We start from the raw sequence: 24,449 nt of genomic DNA, 5'->3' as shown, positions 1-24,449 counted from the left end.
TTTGCGTTGAGGAATCAGAACGAGAACTGGACTCGCCCATAGAGGAATCGGCCGGGATAGAACTGCAGGAAATCACCGTCCGAACGAATGATGGTGCGCTCGACATCGCCAATGTTGTCGATGCCGGCTTCCACCATCCCGAAGCGTCGCGGCAGTGCATACTGCAACGCAATATTCCCAATCCACATGGTTTCCCTGCCGCGCTGTGGCGCGGTTTCAAGAGTCTCGGTGTCGAGCACTGAGGTCCGCGTTTGCTGGCGGAGATACTCTGCTTCCAGCGTCAGCTGCCAGCGATGAAAAAACAGACGGGCACCCAGTGGTAGGCGAATCGTCTTGCGCCGATCTGTTTCGCCCACGATACCCTGTAGATAGGGTTGATCTGCGTCTTCCCACAACAGTCGGCTGTTCAGCGTAAGCCAGTTGCTCATTATGCGACTGAGGTACAGTTCAGCGGTCTTATCCCTTACTGTTCCAATCTGAATCGTCTCATCACCGCCGGTCAGGCGGAAGTCGAGTTCACGCAGCATAAATTGCGCGCCGGTGAAGATTGCCCGTCCTGGTCTGTAATCCACGCCAAGCCCATAATTCTTCGCGTCCGCCGTATCAAGGTCATCCTCAAACTGATTAAAGCCCGCAATACTGGTGGGCTCTATAGTTTGTCTCGCCACTGGATCGCGTCTGAACGTTCGAAACGCCGCCAGCCTGAGGTCGAGTTCCAAAATGGGCGAGTACACGATCCCTGCTTTAGGCGACCATTGCCGCAGATCGTCCTCTCCATCAGCAGAAAGACGATTGAAAGCAAGACCAAGTTCGAGAGTGGTATCGGGTAGAGCATGGGTGGTGAAGTAACTGTAAGCGTTGTCGTGCTGAGCGCGCGATAGTGACTGAAACACAAAACCGAGCGGTGGATCCGGGGGTATCGACTGCAGTGTGGAGACAACAACATCCCTTTCACTTCTGAGCGTACCTGCGCCGCTGACGGTCCCAAGGTCGCCAAACTGTCCCACATGCTGGAGTTCGAGCGCGTACGGACTGTCTTCCAATTCTGAATCGATGGCCACGAAAGGGGCAGGAGCGTCAGTCTGCGCTTCACTGAAGCGTTGGGTGATGACAGAGGCGAGCAGATGCTGCCCCGGTGCAACGCTGGTGCGCCCTCCGATACGCCAGGTATCTGTGCGGCTATCTGCGCTCAAGCTGCCGAGGCTGTCCGGGTCTGCAAGGAAGCGCAGGTCTCCACGCTCCCAATCGAAACGCCGGAACTCGAACTGCAGACTACTATCGATCCCTGTTTGCCACTGAGCAAAAACGTTATAGATCTTCTGGGTCTGTTCAGCGTTTTCTCGGAAGCCGGCTGTATCGTAATAGTACTGTCCGAGGCTAAAGCTCACGGGCCCCTGCAGATAGTTCAATACTGCATCGTTGCCGAAGGTCGAGTCGGAACCAGCCAGCGCGCCGGCCGTTCCGCTCAGACCATTTTGAAGATAAAGCGGGTGATATTCATTGAGGCCCGGCCGTTCAGGTCCCAGGCCAGATACAATGTTGAGATCGCTTTCGCTCAATTGCGGCGAGATGGGGTAGGCGGTGAGCGGCTGCCAGAGCTGGGCCTGTAGCAGCTCGGAGACACTGGCGCTATCCAGGCGCGGCTCGTTCCGGTAAACATCGGCCAGTAGTCGATGGCCCTGGGCGTTGGTTGGGTCCCTGCGAAGCGCGCGGTAACCTTCTGTCAGCACCTGCTCACGCAGGCCAAGCTTACGATATGTTCGGCCAAGCGCGGCGGCTCTGGCTGCGCTATCGCTGGCCATGAGTGGGGGCGCCCGGATTACGCTGCGGTTTGGATCCAGTGCCCTTGCTTGTTCGAAGTCCTCGAGCGCCTGTACAGGATCGTTCTCCAGAAGCTGCAGTACCCCCTGGTAGAACAGTGGCGTCGGCTCCAGAGGGTCCAGTGTCTGCGCCAGCTGCCACTGTGTTTCCGCCTTTGCATGCTGATGCTCCGCGAAGAAGACTTCGCCGAGCACAACTCGCAGCAAGCTCTGGTTCGGATTCAGGCTAAGCGCAAGATCGAGTGCTGCTCGAGCCGCTTGCGTGTCGCCTTGTCGCAATCTCACAAGCCCGAGGCCGAGATGAGCCTCTGGAGTACTCGGCTCGCGTTCAAGCGCCTCGACGAAAGCTTGTTCAGCCGCTGGAAGGTCATGAGCAAACAGGGCCAGCAAGCCTGTGAGACTCAAACCACGGGCGTTGCCCGGGCCTAGTGCCAGAGCGCGGTCAATTGCCTCCTGCGCATTCTGACTATTGCCGCTATAGAGCTGTGTCTCAGCGAGGCGCAGCCAGGTGATTGGACTACCAGGGGCAATCGTGACAGCCATCGCAGCACTCTCGACCGCTGCCTCGAGCCGCGAATTGGCCTGCTCGGCGAGCGATTTCGCAATATGGGCGGTGGCGAGGCCTGATGCGGCAATGGCGTCGTCGGATAGCCGGGAAGCGCTTTCTGCCTGTCCGCGTGAAGAGGCCGCTCCACTGAGCAGAGCGAGTCTGATTGCTTGTAGCTCTGGCACCGCCGTATCTATGGCAGACAACACCGCTTCGGCCTGCCCAATCATGCCATGCTCGAGATGGCGTGCCGCCTCCTGTAGAGCAAGCGATGTGCGTTCAGACGCGTAAGGCCCGAGTTCTTCCGGAACCAGAACCTCCGGATAATGCAGTGACCATGCAATCCGCTCGGCGGGAATGCCCTGAGTGACTGTGAGGTGGGCAGTCGTGCCTTCGGACAGCACCGTCTGACCACGCTCAACAGCGACTTCCGCATCGGTAGTTGATGCCGTCACGAGACCTTCAATGACCCCGACGCCACTAACGCTTTCCTCGGCCCAGAGAATGAATTCGGTTCCCGACACTGCAGCGTTGACGTAAGGGGTGGCGGCTTCGAATTGCACGCGCGTGCGGCTGAAGAAGCGGGCGACGCCATTGCGGAGTTTCAGCCAGAACGACTGATTGTCTGGCGATCCGGGAAAACTGATTACCGTGCCCGGACCAAGACGCACGACGGTGTCATTGCTGAGGCGAAGTGTGGCGCGGCTATTATCGCTTACGCGCAGGAGGCTACCTGGACAAACCTGTTGCCTGAGTTCGACGAGCTGCCAGCGGCTTTCGGTAGCGGCTTGCCATTCCACGATTCCGTCACGGGCAACGAGTTCTGCCTGCCAGTTTTCACAGGCACCGGCGACCCGCGCGAATAGCGACAGGCCCAGGACCAGCCAGGGCGAAAGCAGGGCGGCTGAACGAAAATGCCATAACCGGGTCAAGCGCATGGATACTCCATCTACATGGGTAACGATGACGCCTCGACAGCTACTTCAGAATTAACCTGAGACTTGTCCATTCTGGTAGCTGTATTACCAAAAATCCAGCTAACTTTTTATTCGTTGCCGGCGAATTTGTAACCTCCGGCAGGGATATGTCGGCCTGGCGCTACTTACTGCGTATTTTGATTGGCAGTAGTGGACTGGTTGAATCTGCGGAACCAGCCACTGTCAGGTAGTCGCGATAGAATAGCGCTGGACCGTCTGCTGGGTATTCACTGAGGCTCAGGCTCAGTTGCTGCAGCGCGCTGCTGGCATCGCCTTGCATCAGGCAGCGCTCGACCTTGTGGAACAGCTCTGGATCTATATTGCCTGTTGTTGCCAGTGTGTAGAGGCACACTGTCTGCTGCTTGCCATAAAGGCAAAACTGCCCGAGATAGCGAAGCGCTGTCGTATGCTGAGCGGTGCAGGAGTCGCTGATGAGGACCTCGGTGCCGAGCAGCTTGTTGAGACTTTCGATTCGCGAGGCGGTATTGACGAGATCACCAACGGCGCGAAATTCGAAGTGTCCTTCGGCACCGTAATGGCCGAGCATGACATTACCTGCGTGCAAGCCCATGCGCGTGTATAACGGTGTCTGCGGATGCTGCGCGTTGAACTGATCGATCGAAGTCCTCAGGTCCTGCAGTGCGGGCATGAGTCGTTCCATGACGTCTTCACGTGTGATGTCAGTCCATAGGGCAATGACGCCATCACCCGCGACATCCGAAATGAGACCACCGTGCTGTCGAATCGGCGTTATCAATGCCTCATAGTAAGCCGACATCAGCTCGCTGAGTACAGGGGCCGGCAAGCGCTCGGCCAGCGTTGTGTAGGCGGTAGCATCGGTGACGAGGCAGACCCCGAAGAGTTCCTGCTGTGGAGGCTGTCCTTCTGTCTGTGCGCTGAGGCGACGAATTTCGCTTGCGGGCAAGTACTGGCCGAAGGCCTGCTCCAGAGCTGCACGCTTGTGCTGACTTTCCCTCAGGTTGTGGTGGTAGGCGATGGCAGCGAAACCAGGCAACAGAAAGACCAGCGGAACGACCAGGGGTAGCAGGTGGTCGAGCAGCACAAAAGAGCCGTAGACCAGCAGCGTATAAAGCGCGGCTGCCACAGCCAGGCCAGCTGCAGTGTGCTGTGGCAGCCGACGAACGAGGACCCACAGCAGCGCGCTCCAGAGCAGAATGACGACGGATCTGGCAGGTGGACCTAGCTCCTTGATGACGCGACCATCACGAAGATTGGCAAATGCCGTAGCAGCGAGTTCGACGCCGCTGAGATCCATGCCGTTCCCCTCACTGAAAGCGGTGACGAAGTTGTCACGCTGTCCCGGCTGAAAGCTGGCCGCAAATCCAATAAACACCGTCGCTGCCGCGATGGTTTCTGCGAATGATTCCGGGGCCGCGAGAAAGTCGTCCAGTGCGACCGTTCGGATCGTTCCGGTGGGACCGTAGAAGTTGAAGAGTGGAAAGCGCTGTGGAGGCGGCGATTGCGCCGGCCGGATGAGTTCCAGCACGGCGAGCGGCAATACGGCTTCGGGTGGGCTGCCAAGTCGAAGTGGATAGCGACTCACGATGGCGGGCACTTTGGGCAGTGCGAAAGGTGCAGTTACCGCAGCCGCTTCGCTGAACATGGCGGCCGGTCTGACCACGGTATCTGCCTGCAGCACCTGGGCTTTCGACCCCTCTTGGAGCGGAAAGATGCGGCGTTCGAGGAAGGCGAATAATGCGACCTTACCTGACTCGCGAAGGGCCTGTGCGAATCGGCGGTCGCCGTCACGGATGGCTGAAGCTTCAGCGAAATAAATGTCGAAGGCCACCGCTTCCACTGAATGACCCAGTGCATGCAGGGTGTCCGCATAGATGTCACGCGACCAAGCCGTCATGCTCTGTGGTTGACCGATTTTCTCAGCCGTTTGTTCGGTAATCGAAAGAATGATGAGGTTCTCCGGCGCCGGCAAGGGCCCTCGAATCCTGAACAGGCTATCGAGCCCCAGAGCCTCTTCCTGACGCTGACCCCAGCTCGAGAGCGCGATCACGACGGCGGAACAAGCCAGCACCATGGCCTGAATAGCCAGCTGGCGAACTGATCTTCTGCTACGCAAGGTTTTTCTTGACATGTTATAATAATCGCAGCCATGTATAGAGGACCGCCAGTCTGGCGAACACGTCAGTCATCGGTTCTCCCGAAAAAGCAGGCATCGTCATGATGAGCGCACTGTCCCAGGTACCCCTGTTCGCTGGCCTTGCAGCCGCCGATATCGAACTGCTCGAATCGAGCGCCAAACCCCGCGTCTTCCCCAAGCACACGGTGATCATGACGGAGGGCGATGAAACAGATTCGCTCTATGTTGTCCTCAGTGGTCGCCTCAGGGTGTACTGTTGCAACGACGATGGCAAAGAAATCACCTTGCGTGACCTGCATGAGGGCGACTGTTTCGGTGAGCTCGCGCTTCTCGGAGGCAGCGAACGTTCCGCTTCAGTTATCACAGTGGATGCTGTCCGCTGCCTGGTCATCAGCAGCCCGGTCTTTCGCGAGCTGATCTCAAGCTCGCCAGAGCTGGCTCTCAATCTGATCCGCAGTCTTGCTTCACTTATCAGACATCTTACTGAAAACGTGAAGAGCCTTGCCTTGCTGGATGTCTACGGCCGGGTGGCCCATACACTGCTGGAGTTGTCTGACCTGCAGGGGGGACAGCGCGTGACGTCAATTCCGATGACCCAGCAGGATATCGCCAGCCGGGTGGGCGCAAGCCGTGAGATGGTCGCCAAGATACTCAAAGACCTCGAAACAGGAGGCTATATTTCTACCAACAAGAAGCGCATCGTCATCCGTGAAAAACTGCCTGCGAAATACTGAAGTGCGGCGGCTCAGTGCCGATTAATATTTAAACAGCTGCTTCGATCTTCGTCGCCGATGTGGCATACTATGCGCCGCTTTTTCGGCACATTCCTGCTGCCGTTTCACTTCACCATCCGGGGCACGCCATTGTTATCTACCGCTAATATCACCATGCAGTTCGGCGCCAAGCCGCTTTTTGAAAACGTCTCAGTCAAATTCAGCGACGGCAACCGCTATGGTCTGATCGGCGCCAACGGCTGCGGCAAATCGACCTTCATGAAAATACTCGGTGGCGATCTCGAGCCGACGGCAGGCAATGTTTCGAAAGACCCTGGTGAGCGCATCGGTAAGCTCAGGCAGGACCAGTTCGCCTTCGAAGAATACAGCGTTATCGATACGGTGATCATGGGCCATACCGAACTCTGGGCAGTGAAGTCGGAGCGCGACGCCATTTATGCCAACCCTGATATGACCGAGGCGGACGGTATTCGTGCCGGCGAGCTCGAGTCTGAATTTGCAGAAATGGACGGGTATACTGCCGAAGCCCGAGCTGGCGACCTGTTGCTCGGCCTCGGTATCCAGACGGAGCAGCACTACGGGCCGATGAGCGAGGTTGCGCCTGGCTGGAAGCTGCGTGTTCTGCTCGCGCAGGCGCTGTTTTCAGATCCCGATATCATGCTGCTCGACGAACCGACCAACAACCTGGACATCAATACCATCCGCTGGCTCGAAGGCGTGCTGAACAACCGTAACTGCACCATGGTCATCATCTCGCACGACCGTCACTTCCTGAACAGCGTCTGTACGCATATGGCCGACCTCGACTACGGCGCCATCCGGCTCTTCCCCGGCAACTACGACGAGTACATGATCGCAGCGACTCAGGCAGCTGAACGTCTGCAGGCAGACAACGCGAAGAAGAAGGCGCAGATTGCAGAACTGAAGTCCTTCGTCAGCCGCTTCTCGGCCAACGCATCGAAATCAAAGCAGGCCACGTCGCGCGCCAAGCAGATCGACAAGATCCAGCTGGCTGACATCAAACCATCCAGCCGACAGAACCCCTATATCATCTTCGATCAGGACAAGAAGCTTCACCGGCTGGCGCTCGAAGTCGAGGGTCTGGCGAAAAGCTTCGATGAGAAGCTGTTCAGCGGCCTCAATCTCACGGTAGAGGTGGGTGAGCGCATCGCTATCATTGGCCCCAACGGTATCGGCAAGTCGACACTGTTGAAGTGTCTGGTTGGCGATCTCGAACCTACGGCCGGTACCGTCAAATGGTCCGAAGGTGCCGAACTCGGCTACTACGCTCAGGACCATGCCGCTGAGTTCAAGTGCAAGGACACATTGATTCAATGGATGCAGCAGTGGAGTCGTGAAGGTGATGACGAGCAGGTCATCAGAGGAACGCTTGGTCGCCTGCTGTTTTCGCAAACTGAAGTGAAAAAAACGGTCGATGTGATATCAGGTGGTGAGCAGGGTCGGATGATCTTCGGCAAGCTCATGCTCAGGAAGCCAAACATCATGCTGTTGGACGAGCCGACCAACCACCTCGATATGGAGTCCATCGAGTCGCTGAACCTGGCGCTGGAAAACTACCCTGGCACATTGCTCTTCGTGAGTCATGACCGTGAGTTCGTATCGTCGCTGGCTACCCGAATCATCGAACTGACACCCTCAGGTATCGTTGATTTCCACGGCACTTACGACGATTACCTGAGAGCTCAGGAGCAGGCGGCATAGGCCGAATGGCCTTTCAGAAATTACGTATAAAAAGCCGCTGTAAAAGCCAAACATTACGGATCAGTATAGAAAGCACCTGAGTAGATATCCCAAGCAGTATCAGGTTCTTGGAGGCGGCCTGGTCAAAAGCCAGTCCGCCGTATCGTACGCGTTCCATACCGGGACGAGACAGGAGCTTTCAATGCTATTTCAAAAACAATTACGTCAACGAGTGCGGCCCGCCGCCTTACTGCTGCCTTTGGTAGCTGCTTCACTCTCAATGGCTGCGCAAGCCAATCCGCTAAAGAACTCCACCGCGGTAGACCGATTCTGGAGCGGTCCTGCGAAATTTTTCGAGTGTCGCTTCGGCATTCTGAACAGCAGTCCTTTCGGTCTGCCCCGCTGCATGTCGGCCGATAATATCGTGGAACACCTCAAGATGTTCGACGACATTGCCAAGGCCAATGGTGGCAACAGAGCTGCCGGCCTGCCCGGTTACGATGCTTCCATAGACTACGTGAAGGCTGAGCTGGAGAAGGCTGGCTATGAGGTGAAGCTGCATGCTTTCCCCTTCAATGCCTTTTATCCGCAAGGTCCTGGAACGCTTAGCGTCGACGGTACCACCTATGTATTCGATACTGACTTCACCTACCTGACCCAGACTGAAGCTGGCGACGTTACTGCGCCGATCGAAGCGGTCGATATTCAGCTCGGTGAAGGCAACACCTCTACCAGCGGCTGCGAGGCTGCTGATTTTGCTGGCTTCACTGCTGGCAATATTGCGCTCCTGCAGCGTGGTGCCTGTGCCTTCGGTGATAAGGCTAGCAATGCCGCTGCAGCCGGCGCGACAGGTGTGATCATCTTCAACCAGGGTAACGTGCAGACTGATGAAGGCCGGACCGGTTTGATCAGCGCTACACTCGGTGACGCCTACGCAGGCGGCATTCCGGTTGTATTCGCGACTTACGATCTCGGTGTCACCCTGGCAGCAAGCGCAAACGCTACGGCCAATCTGGTGGTCGATGTCGTACGCGAGCAGACCGAAACCTTCAACCTGACTGCCGAAACGAAGGGTGGTAACCCTGACAATGTCATCATGGTGGGCGGCCACCTCGACTCCGTGTTCGAAGGTCCGGGAGTCAATGATAACGGTTCAGGCAGTGCCGCCATTCTCGAGATGGCCCTGCAGATGAAGAAAGCTCGCGTGCGGAACAAGGTTCGCTTTGCGTTCTGGGGTGCAGAAGAAGCAGGTCTCGTTGGTTCGACCCAGTATGTGCTGGGACTTACCGAGGAAGAGAAGGCCAAGATCAAGGTCTATCTCAACTTCGACATGATTGCTTCACCGAACTACGGCTACTTCATCTATGACGGCGACGGCTCGACATTCGGGCTTGAAGGGCCAGCCGGTTCTGCTGCAACGGAGAAGTTGTTCGAGAAGTACTTCGCCATTCGCGGTTTGCCCTCCGAAGGGTCTGAAATCAGCTTCCGCTCTGACTATGCGCAGTTCTTCGAAGAAGGCATTCCGTTCGGTGGCCTCTTCACAGGTGCTGAAGAGCTGAAGACCGAAGAGCAGGCTGAGAAATTTGGTGGTACCGCAGGCGAGGCGCTTGATCCGTGCTATCACGCAGCGTGCGACGATATCAACAACATCGATATGACGGCACTGGAAATCAACGCCGACGCCATGGCCTTCGTAACCAGCTGGCTGTCGCTGTCTACCAAGCCAATCGATGAAGAAATTGCTGCAGCGCCGGTCGAGCCAACTGCTAATCGCATGGCACTCGACGTTCGTTCCAGCAAGTTCGACAAGACTCACTGGGGTCACGACTGGATCAAATAGTCTTCCTTCTCAAGCCCCGCAAGGGGCTTTTTTTTGCGCCTGATTTTAGAGCACCTTCCCCCGTAGCGACTTCGTCTTTCCACGCTGTGTCTTCTTGTCGACTCGCTTCCGCTGGGCCGACCGGCTGGGTTTCGTCTTGCGCCTGGTCTTCTGAATGGCCGTGGCCTCACGGATAAGATTCACCAGTCGCGCAAGTGCCGCCTGTCGGTTCAGCTCCTGACTGCTGTGTTCCTGCGCCTTGATGACGATTACGCCGTCCTTGGTCACCCGATAGTCACTCATCTGCAGCAAGCGTTGCTTGTGAAAGTCAGGGAGTGTCGATGCCTTGATGTCGAAGCGCAGATGAATGGCGGTAGACACCTTATTGACGTTCTGTCCGCCTGCGCCCTGAGACCGCATCGCCTGAAGATCGATCTCGGCATCCGGTATCGAGACTGATTCAGAGATAAACAACATGCTGTGCTCCATTGAAGGCATTGAGCTGATTGTAACGCGGACGACTTCGTGCGGCAGCATGACAATCTATCAGCAGCAGCTAGACTTCAAACATATCATTCAAGTGCAGCGGTCTGCAGGGATTCGGTAGTATGCCTTTTTACCAGAGTGTTTCGTTCAGGCTGTCGTGCGTGGCGGGTCTGGCGATCTCCGTCTTCCTCGCAATTGCTGGTTACTTTCTGCTGAATCAGGCCGATGAAGCGCTGACCGAGGTGGAGGACGAGCTGCTTGCAAGTCGCGCAAGCTCCGCTGCAACTACAGCCAGGGTCTATAGCGCACAGTTGATCAAGACGATTGAAGCAATCTCCGCACTCTTTGGCGAAAGCTTCGTAGGCCGTTTTGAGATCGAGGATGGTCAAGGTGTCCAGGTTGGCAGCCAGACGGTGCCTCAGCTTCTCATTGGTGGCGAGCCGATCGCAGGGAACTATAGCCAGGTCGACAGTTTTGCCGAAGCCACTGGCGGCAACGCAACCATATTTGTGCGCAGCGGCAACGATTTCATAAGGGTCGTGACTTCGGTAAAGCAGCAGAATGGATCTAGGGCTGTAGGTACCTCACTGAGCAAGGACTCTCCAGCTTACCAACTGAATCTCAATGGCAAGCCCTTCAATGGAACAGTTACCCTGTTTGGCAAGAAGTTCATTACCAATTACACGCCGATCATGGATAGCAGGGGTGGCGTGATCGGAATCCGCTATGTCGGTGTCGAGTTTACGGAGTCGCTGGCCAGCCTGCTGGAGGGGTTGTCAGCACGGCCAGTCGGCAAGGCCGGCTTTATTTTCATTCTTGATAGCAGCAAAAACGAGCCGGGGAGCATCGTTTCCCATCCCGAGCTGGAGGGAAATGCCCTGGTCGACGCAGGTTTCGTCAAGGAGCTGCTTGCGAGCGATAGTGGTGAAATCGAGTTTACCTGGCCGGATGCACGGGATGAAGTATGGAATGCCCAGTATGTCGCCATTCCCGAGCTGGACTGGGTTCTGGCAGCGGCTATACCACATGAAGAGCTTCAGGCCCCTGTGCAGGCCTTGAAGAAGATCTTCGCGATTGCGGCTGTGGTCGTGGTACTGGTAACTGGCCTTATCCTGATGCTGGTTTCACGGCGTCTCGTCAGGCAACCGCTGGCAGCAGCCATCAGTCAGCTCGAGGCTATTGCGGCTGGCGATTATACACGTACGATTGAGGTCAGCCGCAACGATGAACTGGGTCTGCTTGAACAGGCAATGCGGGACATGCAGCGTCAGGTTCGCGAGGTCATCGGCGAAATAGGGTCATCTTCCCAGGAGCTCGCGGTCGCTTCGCGGCAGTTGACCTCACTCAGTCTCGGAATCGCTAAAGGCTCGAAAGACCAACGTGATGCTGCGACATCCATGGCCTCGACCATCGAGGAACTCACCACCAATATCGAGCAACTTTCGCAAAGCGCTGCGGAAGCGCAGAATCTGTCAGAAGTTTCTCAGGAAGCCTCCCGGCAGGGTGTTACCGTAATCAGAAAAGCGGATCAGGAAATGCAACGCATTGCCGAAACCGTGCAGCGGGCGTCGAGCAATGTGGAAGCGCTCAGCAAGCTCTCAGATCAGGTAGGCACGACCATTCAGGTCATCGAGAACATCGCGGAGCAGACCAATCTGCTGGCACTCAATGCGGCTATTGAGTCTGCCAGAGCTGGCGAAGCAGGACGCGGCTTTGCGGTGGTCGCCGACGAGGTGCGTGGCCTCGCCGCGAGAACGACACAGTCAGCCAAGCAGATTACCGACATGATCAAGAAGATGCGTGAGGGTACACGCTCGGCTGTGAAAGTCATGAATGACAATGTCTCTGATGTTCAGCAGGTGGCGGAGCTTGCGCAACGCGCGGGCTCTTCTATCGAAGGCATACAGGCCGGGGCAATCAGGGTGTTCGAGGTGTTCAGTGATATTTCCGAGCGCCTGAACGAGCAGTCGAAGGCCAATGAATACGTCGCCGAGCATGTGGTTGATATCGGTGACAAAGCTGATTCCAACGACCAGGCGGTACAGAATGCCGTTCAGGCTGCAAACGAGCTGGAAGCGATGGCTGAGAAGCTGCAGCGCGTCATCAAACGGTTCCGGGTCGCCTGATATCGAGGTGCCCGACCCTAGGCCGGGCTCATCTCTTCGCGTTGGGTGCCGACTCGTTCGTAGGCCAGGAAGGGGTGGGAGAACTCGTCGAAGGCCAGCTCGATCATGGCAGCAGCGACCTCACTGGCGGCTATTGGTTTGTAGTGCTTTGCTGGCCCGATGAGGGCCGGTTTGATGACTCGTCCGAGCAACTGGCCAACGCCCTCGGCGACGCGCGTTTCCTCGCGCTCCCCGAGGAGGAGTGATGGCCTGACAGCTATGGCACGAGGGCTCGACTTCCGCTCCGTCAGCTTGGCAATATCGCTTTCCGTTTCACCTTTCACCTTGAGATAGAAACTGGTTCGGCTCTTCTCGTCAGCGCCGATCGATGAGACCCAGATGAAGCGCTGGGCGCCGATATTCCTGGCGAACCGTGCCGCGGCCACGACAAGATCATGGTCTACCCGACGAAAAGCTTCCTTGCTACCTGCAGATTTCATTGTAGTCCCCAGCGCACAGTACACGTGAACGATCTTGCCGTCAGGGGTGGTCTGAAATATCTGACTGATGATATCAGGATCGGCCAGGTCGGCTGGCGAACAGCGAATCTGACGCAGTCGAAGGCGAGCCGTCATGTCTGGAATCATTTCACTGAGCCGATCCGCATCAAGTTCGTTTCGAACGATGGCTACCACAAGATCATAGCGGCCGGACTCACAAGTCTGGCGGAGGATGTTCCTGCCCACGAGGCCAGTAGCACCGAACACGATTGCCTTGGTCCGGACGCGCTCTGCGGTCTTCTCCGTCAAACTAACTTCCCTCGTAATTTGATAACCAGATGAATTGATATGGTGCCAGCTTAATAGGAGTCATCCTGTCTTCATAGCTCTTTCCACCCACGAGATCGCGCCACACCTGCGTCGCAAACAGGTTCAGTTCCGACAACGGGATCGTCTGCGGTTGATTGCTGATATTGAAGACGGCGAAGATCGTCTGCTTTCGCTCGGGACTCTGACGCCAGAACGCAAACAGGCTGGGGCCGAGGTGCAGGATGTACTGGATCGCATTTGGGTGGAACGCCGGCTGTCGCTGACGCAGCCTGATGAGCTTTCCGATGGCGATCAAGACCTTCGCGTGATGGTAATTCTCGTCGTGCAAGCGCGATTCCAGTTGGTCGGCATCCCATAGATGTCGGTTGATGGAGCGAAAGTGTCCCGTGTTCGCCACTCGCGCATGATCGTTCTCTGTCGCGATGAGACTGTGGAAATAGAATGCGGGTACCCCTTCGAGCGCGAGCATGATGGCATGAGCGCAGACAAATCGATCGAACTGGAACTCATCCGGCCCCGCCTTGCTCGTTCCCGCCATGGCGTTCCACAGGCTGATATTGATCTCGTAAGGTTTCTGTTCGCCGTCCAGACCGGTCCTATAGCTGACTTCACCACCAAACTCGCGCATGGTACCCACCAGGCTCTGAATCTCCCAGTCTGATAGCAGACCTTCTGCCGGACGAAGACCGATACCATCGTGAGAGGCGATAAAGTTGAAATAGGCGGTACCTGCCTGCGATGGCGGCATGGTGAGCAGCCAGCTCTTGAGATAGGTGCAGTCGCCGGTCAACAGTGTATTGATGAGCAGTGGTGGCAGCGAAAAATTGTAGATGAGGTGGGCTTCGTTGGCATTGCCGAGATAGGACAGGTTTTCACTGTTCGGGATATTCGTTTCGGTAATGATGACCGCCTCTGGCTGCCTATGCTCGATCAGCAGTCTCAGCAGCCGAATGACTTCATGGGTCTGGGGCAGATTGATGCAGGTCGTGCCCGGTACTTTCCACAGGAAGGCCACGGCGTCGAGCCTGAACCAGGTGATGCCCCTGTCCAGATACAGCTTGATGATGGTGAGGAACTCACACAGCACATCGGGATTACTGAAATCCAGATCAACCTGATCGTGACTGAAGGTGCACCAGACATAGCGGCTGCCCTGCTCATCCACAACCTCTTTTAACAGGGGCGAGGTTCGTGGTCTAACGACAGCTGTGAGGTTGGCATCAGGATCGGCCTCAAAGAAATAATTTACGCCAGGGTGTTGGCGCTTCTTGTAATTGTCGAACCAGCGCGAGCGGCTGGAACAGTGATTGATAACGAGATCGCCCATCACCTTGAAGTCGCCGGCCAGCCGCTCGACATCCTCCCAGTCGCCGTGGGAGGGGTTGACCTCGGTGTAGTCCATGACGCTGAAGCCATCATCAGAGCTGTAGGGGAAGAAGGGCAGGAGGTGAACCAGACTGACCAGGCCCTGATAGTGTTTGTGCAGGAAGGTGTGCAGGGTGGCCAGTGGCGCCTCGTCAGCTCGCCGCACGCAGTCGGCATAGGTGATGAGTGCAATGTCCTTCTGCGTCCACAGATTGCGGTGCGGGGTGGGTGTAGCCTCGTCACCTTTCAGGCCTATGCTCTGCAGGCACCGGGCTGCGATACTGCGGGTATCATGCTGCGGGTATAACACTCGCAGATGCTGCTCCAGTCTGGCTTCAAGATCTGTCTGTGATTCCATCTCTTGTCCTATCAGTGTTCGGTCGGCGTCAGCGCTGCATATCAGCTTCGACGGCAGCTTTGAAACGTTCGAATATATCTGGCACTGCACTGGTCACCCGGTTCCAGCTGTGAATGAAAGGCGCTTCCATCGGGTTGGCCAGAAAATGGGAGCCGGCATCCATAATGTTGCGAGCGAACATTTCCACCGCCTGCTCTTCCTTATGCACATCGAGCCGCAGGCCGTTCATTTCGGCATCGTTTCGATAGGTCTCCACGAAGTCGAGTGCCATACGGAAATAGGTGGCCTTCACCGTGCGGAAGGTCTCTGGACTGAAGACGATACCGTTCGTGGCCAGCTTGCGAAAGATGGCCTTACAGATGTCGATCGACATTTTCGACAAACCTCTCGAAGCATCCTCCGGAGACAGGTCCTGGTGCTTATGGTCGTAGGCATCGGCGATGTCGACCTGGCAGAGCTTGTTGGTGGCAAAATTTCGTTTTACTTCGCTCAGGATGCCAATCTCCAGGCCCCAGTCGCTCGGAATCCTGATATCAGTAATTACATCCCGGTGAAATGAAAACTCACCAGCAAGTGGGTATCGGTAACTGGCCAGGTAGTCCAGATATTCATGTGCGCCAACCACCTGCTTCAGCGATCTCAGCAGCGGAGTAACCAGCAGTCGGCTCACGCGGCCGTTCATTTTTCCGTCGGCAGTCCTGGCGTAGAAGCCTTTGCAGAACTTGTAGTTGAAAGCAGGATTTGCGATGGGATAGATGAGCTTTGCCAACAGACTGCGGTCGTAGGTGAGGATATCGCAGTCGTGCAGCGCGATCGCCTGACTCCGGTTCGAAGCCTGAATATAGCCAAGGCAGTACCAGACGTTTCTGCCCTTGCCCGGCTCGCGAGGCGCCAGGCCTTCGGCCTTCAGTTCGGCATCGAGTGCCTGCAGACGGGGCCCGTCATTCCACAACACCCGATGACGCTGAGGAAGTGCGGAGAAAAACTCAAGTGCATGCCGGTACTGTTCTTCGGTAGCGCGGTCAAGACCGATCACGATCTCTTCCAGGTAATCGACCTGCTTGAGGTGCTCGAGAATGTTAGGCATGGCCTCAGTGGCCAGTTCGGAATACAGGCAGGGCAGTACGAGCGCCATCGGCCGCACTTTCGCGAATCGCCTGAGATCACTTTCCAGGTCTTCGATGCTGCGGGTGCGCAGATTGTGTAGCGTGGTGATAACACCATTCTGGTAAAAGTCGGACATGGTACCGTTCAGCCTTGCGTGGAGGTGGTAAGCGTTTCATCAGGTGACTCGTCGTTTGTCACCAGTGTGTGGACCTCGGAAGAAATCGCCTCTGCCCAGCCATTTGGGCCGTAGCCTTTTGCGATCCGAATATTCGCTTGCCCATTGATCTGCGGTGGTACATGGGCGGGAGAGCGAATCAGATAGGCTCTGTCGGCAGCCTGCAGCATAGCGATGTCGTTCTGACTGTCGCCCAAAGCGATGGTCTCTACAATGGCATTCCATCGATTGGCGTAGTAATCGTTGAGCCAGCGCATCGGCGTCGCCTTGTTGAAGTTGCCGAGTATGTGCACGAAGCGCCCTCCGCGCAGCACGGTAAGGCCGCAATCAGCCATGGCGGCCAGGAAGTCGGACATCGCAGCTGGTGAGTCCTGCCAGGTGAGCGGTTCGGAGAACTGCCGTTGCTTGGCGAGTGCAGCATCCGGTTCTGCCAGGCCGGTGGCAGCGGCGACTTCGGCAGTGGTCATGTCGTGGAAGCCCTTGAAGCGAAACCGGCCTTTTACACCCTCGAGACAGTTCATGATGTGATCATGGCCGGGCCCAAAGGTCTGCTTCGGTTGTTGTGTGCTCTCATCTGGAAAATAGAGCGCGGCGCCATTCTCAACGATATATGGATCGGTGTGGTCCAGGGCTACCCTGAGCGCCTCCAGTTCGGCCGCTGTTTTGCTGGTGTTCCAGACCACCGGCACACCTAGCGCTTTTAGATTTTGCCGAAGAGCGGCGGTTGCGCTGGTATCGTAAGAGTCGTGGTCTAGCAGCGTGCCATCGAGATCAGTATAAATCAGCAGTCGCCGCTGGTGGCTCTGGTTCTCTGTCATGCGTGTCTATCCTTATGCGGGCTAAGCAGAGTACTTCGGCGTGACGAGTCTGCGCATGGAATGATCCTCATTCAATTCTAATACCATGTCCGCCTTTTCCGGCAGAACTTCAAGGTTCCATCGCGTCAGCCGTTCGTAGTGTGAGATGAAACGCTGAATCTGGGCGGCATCCATGAGACCTGATGGCGGCGCTTCGCCCTTATCTGTAAAACTTGCTCTGAGTTTGTCCTCCTGCTCCAGTCGCCACTGGTGAACCTTATCGAAACCCGGTGCCTTGATCAGGAGTAGATGGTCCAGTAGCGAGAACCATTCCGCGTAAGCACCTTCAAGCTCTGCGTTGACGAAATGGCGCCATTGACCATCTGGATCCTCCTGCGCCTCGAGTTTGTTGACTGGTTCAACGAGGGCTGATGCTGGCTGCGGTGGCGTGCCCACACACCAACCTTCGAACAGAACGATATCCACTTCATGGGAATATGGCCCTGGCCTGTCCCCTTCCGCCACGTCATCACGGGCCTTGTCGAATACCGGTAGGCTGAGGGGCGCGTGTTCCGATTGCCCAGGGCGAGATTGCTTCAGACCGCGAAAAAGTTCTATGCCTCGTTCAACATCATGGGTGCCTGGCACACCTCGTGTCTTGAGCAAGGGGTGCACTTCGTCGGCCAGAGAGCGTCGTGCAGCTTTACTGAGGTAGAAGTCGTCGATCGACAGCGTGAGGCAACGCAGCTTGCAAAGAGATTCGAGCATGATGCTGAGGAAATGCACCATTGTGGACTTGCCGCTGCCTTGCGAGCCGCAAACGCCCCAGATCAGTGCGCCGGCCTCCTGGCTTCTTGCTTCATGTGATCGCGCAATTTTACGTGCAATGGGCAAGATGATGCGCGGACAGTCGGCAAGAAATTGTGGCGGCAGCCGATGCTGGTGCACGGCCTGCTCAAGTTGCTCACGTATTGGATACAGCTCGCTGCTGTCTGCCCAATCCTCGGTCATTGGTGAACTGGTCCTGTCAGATTCAGCGTGATGGATGATTTAGTTGTACGGCATGAATGCAGGAACAGGACCAGCTGACGTCACAATGTTCGGCACGTGGAAGTGTTTCTATATCGGGTTGGGGGGCAGGTCTGTAGGGCAGTGCTATTAACGGACAATAAAAAGCCGGACCATGAAGCATGGTCCGGCTTGGGTAACGCTTATGCCAGGGTTTTAGCCGGCATCTTCTTCAGACAGCTCAGGCGCCATTTCAGGCTGCTGTGCGGCTGCAGGGGTTTCTTCGATATTCAGGAGCTCGACGTCGAAAATCAATGTTTCGTTCGGTCCAATCCGACCATTGCCCTGTGGGCCATACGCCAGGTCGGCCGGGATGAAGAGCTGGTACTTCGCGCCCTTCTTCATCAGCTGAAGGCCTTCGACCCAACCCGGAATCACGCCAGCCAGTGGGAATACGGCTGGTTCGCCACGCTCTACTGAACTATCGAACACTTCACCATCGATCAATTTGCCGGTGTAGTGCACTTCTACGGTATCTTCTGCAGTAGGTGAGTCGCCTTCACCTTCTTCAATTACCTTGTACTGAAGACCAGAGTCGGTAACTTTGACGCCTTCCTTGCTCTTGTTCTCTTCAAGGAATTTCTTGCCCTTCTCGAGATTCTTATCAGCCAGTTCAGTAAATTCCTTCTGCTGTTTTTCCTGCTGCTCGATTTGATACTGCTGCATCAGCTGGTTCATTTCTTCGTCGCTGATCTTGGACGGCTTCTCACTGTAGGCGTCCTGTACGCCGACCATGAACTTATCCATGTTCAGATCCTGCATCTGCATGTTCATGCGGCGACCGAGCATCTGACCAAAGCTGTAACTGATCTTGTCGATATCGGTAGCGAGCTCACCGCCTCCAGCGGTTTCTGTATCGGCTGGGGCTGTAGAAGTGGTTTCAGCTGGCGCAGTGGCAGTGGTAGAGGCCTTGTCTGCTGAATCATTCTCACCGGAACAGGCGGTCAGTGAAACGAGCGCGATACATGAACCCGCAAGCAGGGCTTTGAAAGAAGGTGTTGTCATTAGCAGTGATCCCTTTTTACTTTTTAGAGTTAGCGTCAAGCGCTGTAACGGGCCATTGTGTCGTCTCGCGTGGAGTGACGCAACACGCGCAGCTGAAAAGTCGGTAATGCGAAGCGTAAGGAAGCGGACTGACCAGATGTGTTATTGGCGCTCGATCAATTCGTCGAGCTGGTTTCGACGCTCTTCCATGATTTCACGTGCTTCGTTCGCCTTGCGAATGGCGCTGCCATCCAGCAATAGTGGCAGGCCTGCACCTGGCAGAGCGAGGCCGGTGTCACTCGCTGGACCCGTCGGAGTTTGTCGGTTCGGTACGTCAGTCAAGGCCTGCGAAGGACGATCGCTGGAGGCGCGCCCGGTTTCCTCTGTGCGCGGACTTTGAAGAATATTGACATTGCTATCGATCTCCATCACCTGCAGATCGCTGGCGTTTGCAGGGGGGTGATCGCTGTACTGCCAGGTGCCGCTGCTATCGCGCCACTTGTATACACGGGTGATGTTGGCGGAACCTGCGCGCTCTGGGGTGACCGAAAGCACCGGCGCAGAGCTGCTTTTGCTGCCACCGGACATGAATGAGTCGAAGTAGAACGGCAAGGCAATTGCGGTCGCAATTGAAAGTACGGTCAGGAGTCTGAAGAGCCATTTCAGCATAGCATCACTCGGAACTAGTTCGCTGGCCTCGTAAGGTGCCTTGCTAACTGTAGTCCATAGTCCTGCATTTGCGCTGCACTGGCTGTCAGAGAGATTGCTTTCTGAGCGCCAGTTTGGGCGCAGGTCATGTAGGCCAGCAGGTTCTGTCGAGCGAAGTTCTGGATGCAATTCTGGTCTGTCCCCCTTACCGTTGTGCTTACTTCCGCCATATGCGCGTCCGTTGCGACAAGTACTTCAAGTTGGCGCCGCTCACATGAAAGTTCGAGTGCGGCGAGATCAGCCCGGATTGCAGATAATTCACCTGCAGCCCGGGCGGGAATGATTCGCTTCAGATTTCGGAGGGGGCTTACAAAGGTATGTTGCCAGTACCTGCTGCTGTCGCAGGCGTCCTGCCATTGCTGCCACTTCGGTCTCACAACGTGACGACTGGCAAGCCAGCCAGCGTACAGGAGACAGTTCGTATCGAAGCCATGACAATTTTGCAGTGTCATGCACAGCTCGGCTATAGGCTGTTCAGCATATTTATTGACCGCAAAGGCCCATAATGACGCGGCCGCAGCCTGTTGCTCAGTTGCGAGTGGAGTTAGATAGGACTGCAGTTGCTCTGCTATCATGCTGGCCTCTTATATGTGCGCTTCGGCGCGTGTCCTGTTCCTGTCATGGTTCAAGTATGTTGCAGTTCCAGAGTTTGTCAGTCCAGCGCGGTGGCCGCTATCTCATCCGCGATGCCTCGCTCAAGATTCCGGACGGCCAGCGGGTCGCCCTGGTTGGTCGCAATGGCAGCGGCAAGTCCACCTTGTTTTCTCTGCTGCTGGGTGAGCTCACGCCGGAGCAGGGCGAGTATCAGCTGCCGGGCGGGACCCGCATCGCCCATATGGCGCAAGAAACCGAATCCACTTCACGGTCTGCCCTCGATTATGTGATCGATGGCGACAGAAAGCTGCGCGATGTACAGCGCCGGCTGGAGGCGGCCGAACAGGCGGAAGACTACGATACTGCGGCGAAACTCTACGGTGATCTCGACGTACTCGATGGTTACACAGCTGAGGTCCGGGCTGAACAGTTGCTGGCTGGCCTCGGTTTCAAGCCCGATGAGATGCACCGGCCAGTGTCAGCCTTTTCGGGCGGCTGGCGGATTCGCCTGAACCTGGCTCAGGCACTCATGTGCCCATCCGACCTACTACTACTCGATGAGCCCACCAACCACCTCGACATTGATGCCATGGTCTGGCTTGAAGCCTGGCTGACCCGCTATCCCGGTACGCTTGTACTGATCAGCCACGACCGTGATTTCATCAATCGGACCTGCGGCGCAGTCCTCGCTCTGGAAAACGCCCAGCTGCAACTCTACTCAGGCGACTACGACCGCTATGAGATGGCGCGTGCTGAACAGCTGGCGCAGCAGCAGTCGCTGTACGAAAAGCAGCAGGCCAAGGTGGCGAGCATTCACCGCTTCGTTGCACGTTTCGGTGCCAAAGCAACCAAGGCCTCACAGGCGCAGAGTAAGTTGAAGGCCCTGCAGCGAATGGAACTCATAGCCGCGGCTCATGTCGACTCGCCCTTCGATTTCGAGATCCCGGCCTCTGAAAAGGTGTCGACGCCCCTGCTCGTGCTTGACCGCGCCAGTCTGGGCTATGGTGACGTCACCGTAGTCAGCGGCGTGAATATGACGATCTTACCCGGGCTGAGGCTTGGTATTCTCGGCGCGAATGGTCAGGGTAAGTCCACCCTTATTAAAACGCTGGCTGGCGAGCTGCCATTGCAGGCAGGTCAGCGCACGACCGGTGCTCATCTCAAAATCGGTTATTTTGCTCAGCAACAGCTCGATTATCTCCGCCCCGACGATACGCCGCTTCAGCATATGCAGCAGCTCGAACGAGAAACCGATGGAACGGCGCGTGAACAGGCGCTACGGAACTTCCTCGGCGGCTTTGCGTTCGACGGCACCCAGATGACGCAGAAGGTCGCGGACTTCTCCGGTGGCGAACGGGCGCGGCTCGCGCTGGCGCTCATCGCCTGGCAGCGTCCTAACCTGCTCTTGCTCGACGAGCCTACCAACCACCTCGATATGGAGATGCGTCAGGCGCTTGCGGTCGCGGTCGAGCAGTTTGCCGGCGCCGTGGTGCTGGTATCGCACGATCGACATCTCCTCAATGCGCTGGCCGAAGATTTCGTCTGGGTGCGCGATGGTGCGGTGCGTCATTTCGATGGCTCGCTCGAAGAGTACGAGCGTGGCTTGCAGGCTGAAATCAAGGCACGAGCGACCGGTGGTAAAGCGGTACCGGCGGGCGAAGCAAAAGCCACCAAGGTGCAGCAGGTCGCGAAGTCGTCTGAGCAGCAAGCCGCCGATCGGGCGGAGCAGAAAGCACAGGAAAAGCAGCTGGTTTCACTGAAGAAGAAGGCTGCCACAGCCGAGCAGACAATGGCGGAAACGCAGGCGGCATTGGCCTCAGTCGAAGCGCTGCTTGGGGACAGCGTCATCTACACTGAACCGCATGCTGCCCGACTGGAAGCGACCCTGCAGGAGCAGGCGAAACTCAAGTCCCAGCTCGACGAACGTGAGGCAGTCTATTTGGAACTGCTTGAAACGATCGAAGCACTCGATTCGACGATCAGCTCGACCTTTATACGCTGAAGGTAGGCGATCTCGGCCGAGAAATCGGCCTGGGACAGTGGCCTTTCGGCCAGCCAGTCATCCTGAAAACTCAGGTGATAGGTATTGTCTTTCATGTTGATTGCCAGAGCCGCCGGTTCATTCAGCGAGCGATCGTGGTGAATGATCACGGCCAGGCGCAGAACGACAGCCAGCATGATGACCCAAGGCCGGTCATCAGGCAGTAGGTCGGCGAAGAGGTCATCCGACAGCTTCCGTCGATGGGTTCTCGTCAGGATGCTCAGCAGGTGCTGCACCCGCTGGGAGAATCCCTGAAGATCGCTGTGCTCGAGAAGGTAAGCGCCATGGCGGTGGTACTGGGTGTGCGAAATGGCCAGGCCGATTTCATGCACCCGTGCCGACCACTGCAGAATATCGCGCCAGTACCCGGCCAGCGCTTCGTCTGTGGCCTTCGCTGCCATGAGCTGATCGAACATGCGGCAGGCCGTCGCTTCAACCGCTGCGGCATGTGAACTCTCAATCTGATAGCGGGCCTGCAGGCTCGAGATGGTACGCTCCCGTACATCTTCATGCTGTGTTCTGCCGAGCGCATCGTACAGCAGGCCCTCGCGCAGCGCGCCATCAGAGAACTCCATTTCCTGTATTTTCAGGGTCTGAAAGGCGGCGATCAATATCGCCAGGCCTGCTGCAAAAATGGTCTGGCGATCCTTGCGAATATTAAGTCGGTCGAGTGTAGCCGAATAGGATTTTGGCTTGTCGCCACCGTCCATCAACTGTTTCTGCAGCTCCAGCATGGTTGGCAACGTAATGGCATGCGGTGAGAGCTTGTTCTCCTGCAGCGCCTGCTGGATGGCCTTGATAGAGCCGGAAGATCCGGTGCAGTGCTGCCAGCCAACCTTCTTGAAGCGCTTCTTGATAGCGAGCAACTCGCGTGAGGCCTCGGTGATTGCAGCCTTGAACTGCTCCGGCGTAGCGGTGACCTCATTGGCCTTGTTGGTGAAGAAGCGGTCCCGATAGCCAACGCAGCCCATGTGCATGCTCTCGAGCTCGATCGGCTCGAAGCGATCGCCGATCACATACTCGGTACTGCCGCCACCGATATCGATGACCAGTCGCCGACCCGCATCGTCAGACAGCGAATGCGCGACACCCAGATAGATGAGTCGTGCCTCCTCACGGCCGCTGATGATGGCAATCGGGCTATTGAGTATGGCTTCGGCCTTGACGACGAAATCCTGCGCATTGCGCGCGATTCTGAGCGCATTGGTGCCAACAACCTGAATCCGGGATGGGGGGATGCCCTGCAAACGCTGCGCAAAGCGCTGCAGACATTCGAGCCCACGTTGCTGTGAGGCTTCGTCCAGCATCAGCTTGTCATCGAGACCGGCGCCAAGCTGTACCTTTTCACCAATTTTTTCGATGGGACGGATTTCGTTATGGACCAGCTGGGCAATGACCATGTGAAAGCTGTTGGAGCCCATGTCTATCGAGGCAATGTTGATGGGTTCGGCTGCGCTGTACGCGGTTTTCACGCTGGATGCTTGAGGCATGGTCGTTAGGTGTGTCCGCTTGGCTTCGGTCAGGTTCCGGATGCGCGCGATGTCCAGCGCCCGGCAAGAATAGCTCAGTTTTACCCCTGTCTGAAGCGTGAATGCAAGGGGCTCTTGCTGTCGAGGATCAGTCCGGGACTTGTATTTGTTCGTAAAGTCCATATATTGAAATTCTGCCCTTGCTACGTAGCATCTAATACGCACCCGAATCAGGAAGGAAACCTTTATGTCCAAGCAGATTATCAGTGTTACTGACGACACGTTCGAATCCGAAGTACTGCAGGCTGACGGCCCTGTACTCGTCGATTACTGGGCGGAGTGGTGTGGCCCCTGCAAGATGATCGCGCCAGTCCTCGAAGAAATTGCTGACGAATATGGCGACAAGCTCAAGGTGTGCAAACTGAATATCGACGAAAATGAACAGACGCCACCGAAGTTCAGCATTCGGGGTATTCCGACGCTGATGCTGTTCAAGAATGGCAACGTGGACGCTACCAAGGTAGGCGCGCTTTCGAAGTCGCAGCTGACCGCGTTTCTCGATAGCAACCTGTAAATCAGCTTCCCTCAAAGTATTAAGGTAGTTTATAGTCGGCAAAATAATTTCAGGTTTTTGTTGCCAGCAGACAT

General features: G+C 56.4%; 18 protein-coding genes. 6 read left to right on the top strand and 12 right to left on the bottom strand.

Annotated features, from left to right (window positions below):
• Positions 1-14 precede the first annotated feature (14 nt).
• The gene (locus ACH3PB_RS15580; RefSeq protein WP_416396338.1) at positions 15-3,305 is read right to left on the bottom strand and encodes a TonB-dependent receptor domain-containing protein; all 3,291 of its coding nucleotides are present in this window, start codon (positions 3,303-3,305) and stop codon (positions 15-17) included.
• A 160-nt stretch (positions 3,306-3,465) separates the two neighbouring features.
• On the bottom strand, positions 3,466-5,439 hold the full coding sequence (locus ACH3PB_RS15575) for a CHASE2 domain-containing protein (RefSeq protein ID WP_416396337.1): 1,974 nt from the start codon (positions 5,437-5,439) through the stop codon (positions 3,466-3,468).
• A gap of 101 nt (positions 5,440-5,540) precedes the next feature.
• Here ACH3PB_RS15575 and ACH3PB_RS15570 point away from each other — a divergent pair, with 101 nt between their 5' ends.
• The 3 genes from ACH3PB_RS15570 (at position 5,541) to ACH3PB_RS15560 (ending at position 9,735) form a co-directional block, all read left to right on the top strand.
• Positions 5,541-6,194 (top strand): Crp/Fnr family transcriptional regulator, encoded by a 654-nt coding sequence (locus tag ACH3PB_RS15570; protein ID WP_416396336.1) that lies wholly within the window; start codon positions 5,541-5,543, stop codon positions 6,192-6,194.
• A gap of 129 nt (positions 6,195-6,323) precedes the next feature.
• Positions 6,324-7,916 (top strand): ABC-F family ATPase, encoded by a 1,593-nt coding sequence (locus ACH3PB_RS15565; RefSeq protein WP_416399476.1) that lies wholly within the window; start codon positions 6,324-6,326, stop codon positions 7,914-7,916.
• 181 nt (positions 7,917-8,097) lie between these two features.
• The gene (locus ACH3PB_RS15560) at positions 8,098-9,735 is read left to right on the top strand and encodes a M28 family metallopeptidase (protein WP_416396334.1); all 1,638 of its coding nucleotides are present in this window, start codon (positions 8,098-8,100) and stop codon (positions 9,733-9,735) included.
• Positions 9,736-9,780: 45 nt separating this feature from the next.
• On the opposite strand, the gene arfB is transcribed toward ACH3PB_RS15560, so the two are convergent.
• Positions 9,781-10,191 (bottom strand): alternative ribosome rescue aminoacyl-tRNA hydrolase ArfB, encoded by a 411-nt coding sequence (gene arfB / locus ACH3PB_RS15555; RefSeq protein WP_416396333.1) that lies wholly within the window; start codon positions 10,189-10,191, stop codon positions 9,781-9,783.
• Between the two features lie 131 nt (positions 10,192-10,322).
• On the opposite strand from arfB, the gene ACH3PB_RS15550 reads away from it, so the two are divergent.
• Positions 10,323-12,326 carry a methyl-accepting chemotaxis protein gene (locus ACH3PB_RS15550; RefSeq protein WP_416396332.1) on the top strand — a complete coding sequence of 668 codons (2,004 nt, stop codon included), beginning with the start codon at positions 10,323-10,325 and terminating at the stop codon, positions 12,324-12,326.
• 17 nt (positions 12,327-12,343) lie between these two features.
• Here the strand turns inward: ACH3PB_RS15550 and ACH3PB_RS15545 are convergent, their stop codons facing one another.
• From ACH3PB_RS15545 to ACH3PB_RS15510, 8 genes are all read right to left on the bottom strand, one after another.
• Entirely contained in the window at positions 12,344-13,114 is a 771-nt protein-coding gene (locus ACH3PB_RS15545; RefSeq protein ID WP_416396330.1) for an NAD(P)H-binding protein, read from the bottom strand.
• 1 nt (position 13,115) lies between these two features.
• Complete coding sequence (locus ACH3PB_RS15540; RefSeq protein WP_416396329.1) at positions 13,116-14,858, bottom strand: alpha-amylase family glycosyl hydrolase; 1,743 nt, start codon at positions 14,856-14,858, stop codon at positions 13,116-13,118.
• 28 nt (positions 14,859-14,886) lie between these two features.
• The gene (locus tag ACH3PB_RS15535) at positions 14,887-16,101 is read right to left on the bottom strand and encodes a glycosyl transferase (RefSeq protein ID WP_416396328.1); all 1,215 of its coding nucleotides are present in this window, start codon (positions 16,099-16,101) and stop codon (positions 14,887-14,889) included.
• 8 nt (positions 16,102-16,109) lie between these two features.
• On the bottom strand, positions 16,110-16,958 hold the full coding sequence (locus ACH3PB_RS15530; protein ID WP_416396327.1) for an HAD-IIB family hydrolase: 849 nt from the start codon (positions 16,956-16,958) through the stop codon (positions 16,110-16,112).
• Between the two features lie 21 nt (positions 16,959-16,979).
• Positions 16,980-17,948, bottom strand: coding sequence for a hypothetical protein (locus tag ACH3PB_RS15525; protein ID WP_416396326.1), 969 nt, complete (start codon positions 17,946-17,948; stop codon positions 16,980-16,982).
• A 213-nt stretch (positions 17,949-18,161) separates the two neighbouring features.
• On the bottom strand, positions 18,162-19,010 hold the full coding sequence (locus ACH3PB_RS15520) for an FKBP-type peptidyl-prolyl cis-trans isomerase (RefSeq protein ID WP_416396324.1): 849 nt from the start codon (positions 19,008-19,010) through the stop codon (positions 18,162-18,164).
• Between the two features lie 141 nt (positions 19,011-19,151).
• Complete coding sequence (locus ACH3PB_RS15515) at positions 19,152-19,658, bottom strand: DUF4124 domain-containing protein (RefSeq protein WP_416396322.1); 507 nt, start codon at positions 19,656-19,658, stop codon at positions 19,152-19,154.
• 14 nt (positions 19,659-19,672) lie between these two features.
• Positions 19,673-20,272, bottom strand: a complete 600-nt coding sequence (locus ACH3PB_RS15510; protein WP_416396320.1) for a TIGR02444 family protein — start codon at positions 20,270-20,272, stop codon at positions 19,673-19,675.
• A 56-nt stretch (positions 20,273-20,328) separates the two neighbouring features.
• On the opposite strand from ACH3PB_RS15510, the gene ACH3PB_RS15505 reads away from it, so the two are divergent.
• Positions 20,329-22,293 (top strand): ATP-binding cassette domain-containing protein, encoded by a 1,965-nt coding sequence (locus ACH3PB_RS15505; protein ID WP_416396318.1) that lies wholly within the window; start codon positions 20,329-20,331, stop codon positions 22,291-22,293.
• Here ACH3PB_RS15505 and ACH3PB_RS15500 read toward each other — a convergent pair.
• Positions 22,227-23,804, bottom strand: coding sequence for an exopolyphosphatase (locus ACH3PB_RS15500; RefSeq protein WP_416396316.1), 1,578 nt, complete (start codon positions 23,802-23,804; stop codon positions 22,227-22,229). The two genes, ACH3PB_RS15505 and ACH3PB_RS15500, sit on opposite strands and share 67 nt — an antisense overlap.
• A gap of 244 nt (positions 23,805-24,048) precedes the next feature.
• Here ACH3PB_RS15500 and trxA point away from each other — a divergent pair, with 244 nt between their 5' ends.
• Entirely contained in the window at positions 24,049-24,375 is a 327-nt protein-coding gene (gene trxA, locus ACH3PB_RS15495; RefSeq protein WP_344805626.1) for a thioredoxin TrxA, read from the top strand.
• The last annotated feature ends 74 nt before the right edge of the window (positions 24,376-24,449 follow it).

Source organism: Allohahella sp. A8, assembly GCF_047946665.1.
GTDB lineage: Bacteria > Pseudomonadota > Gammaproteobacteria > Pseudomonadales > Oleiphilaceae > Allohahella.
Note: the sequence above shows the minus strand (reverse complement) of the source record. Positions and strands in the feature narration are given on the sequence as shown.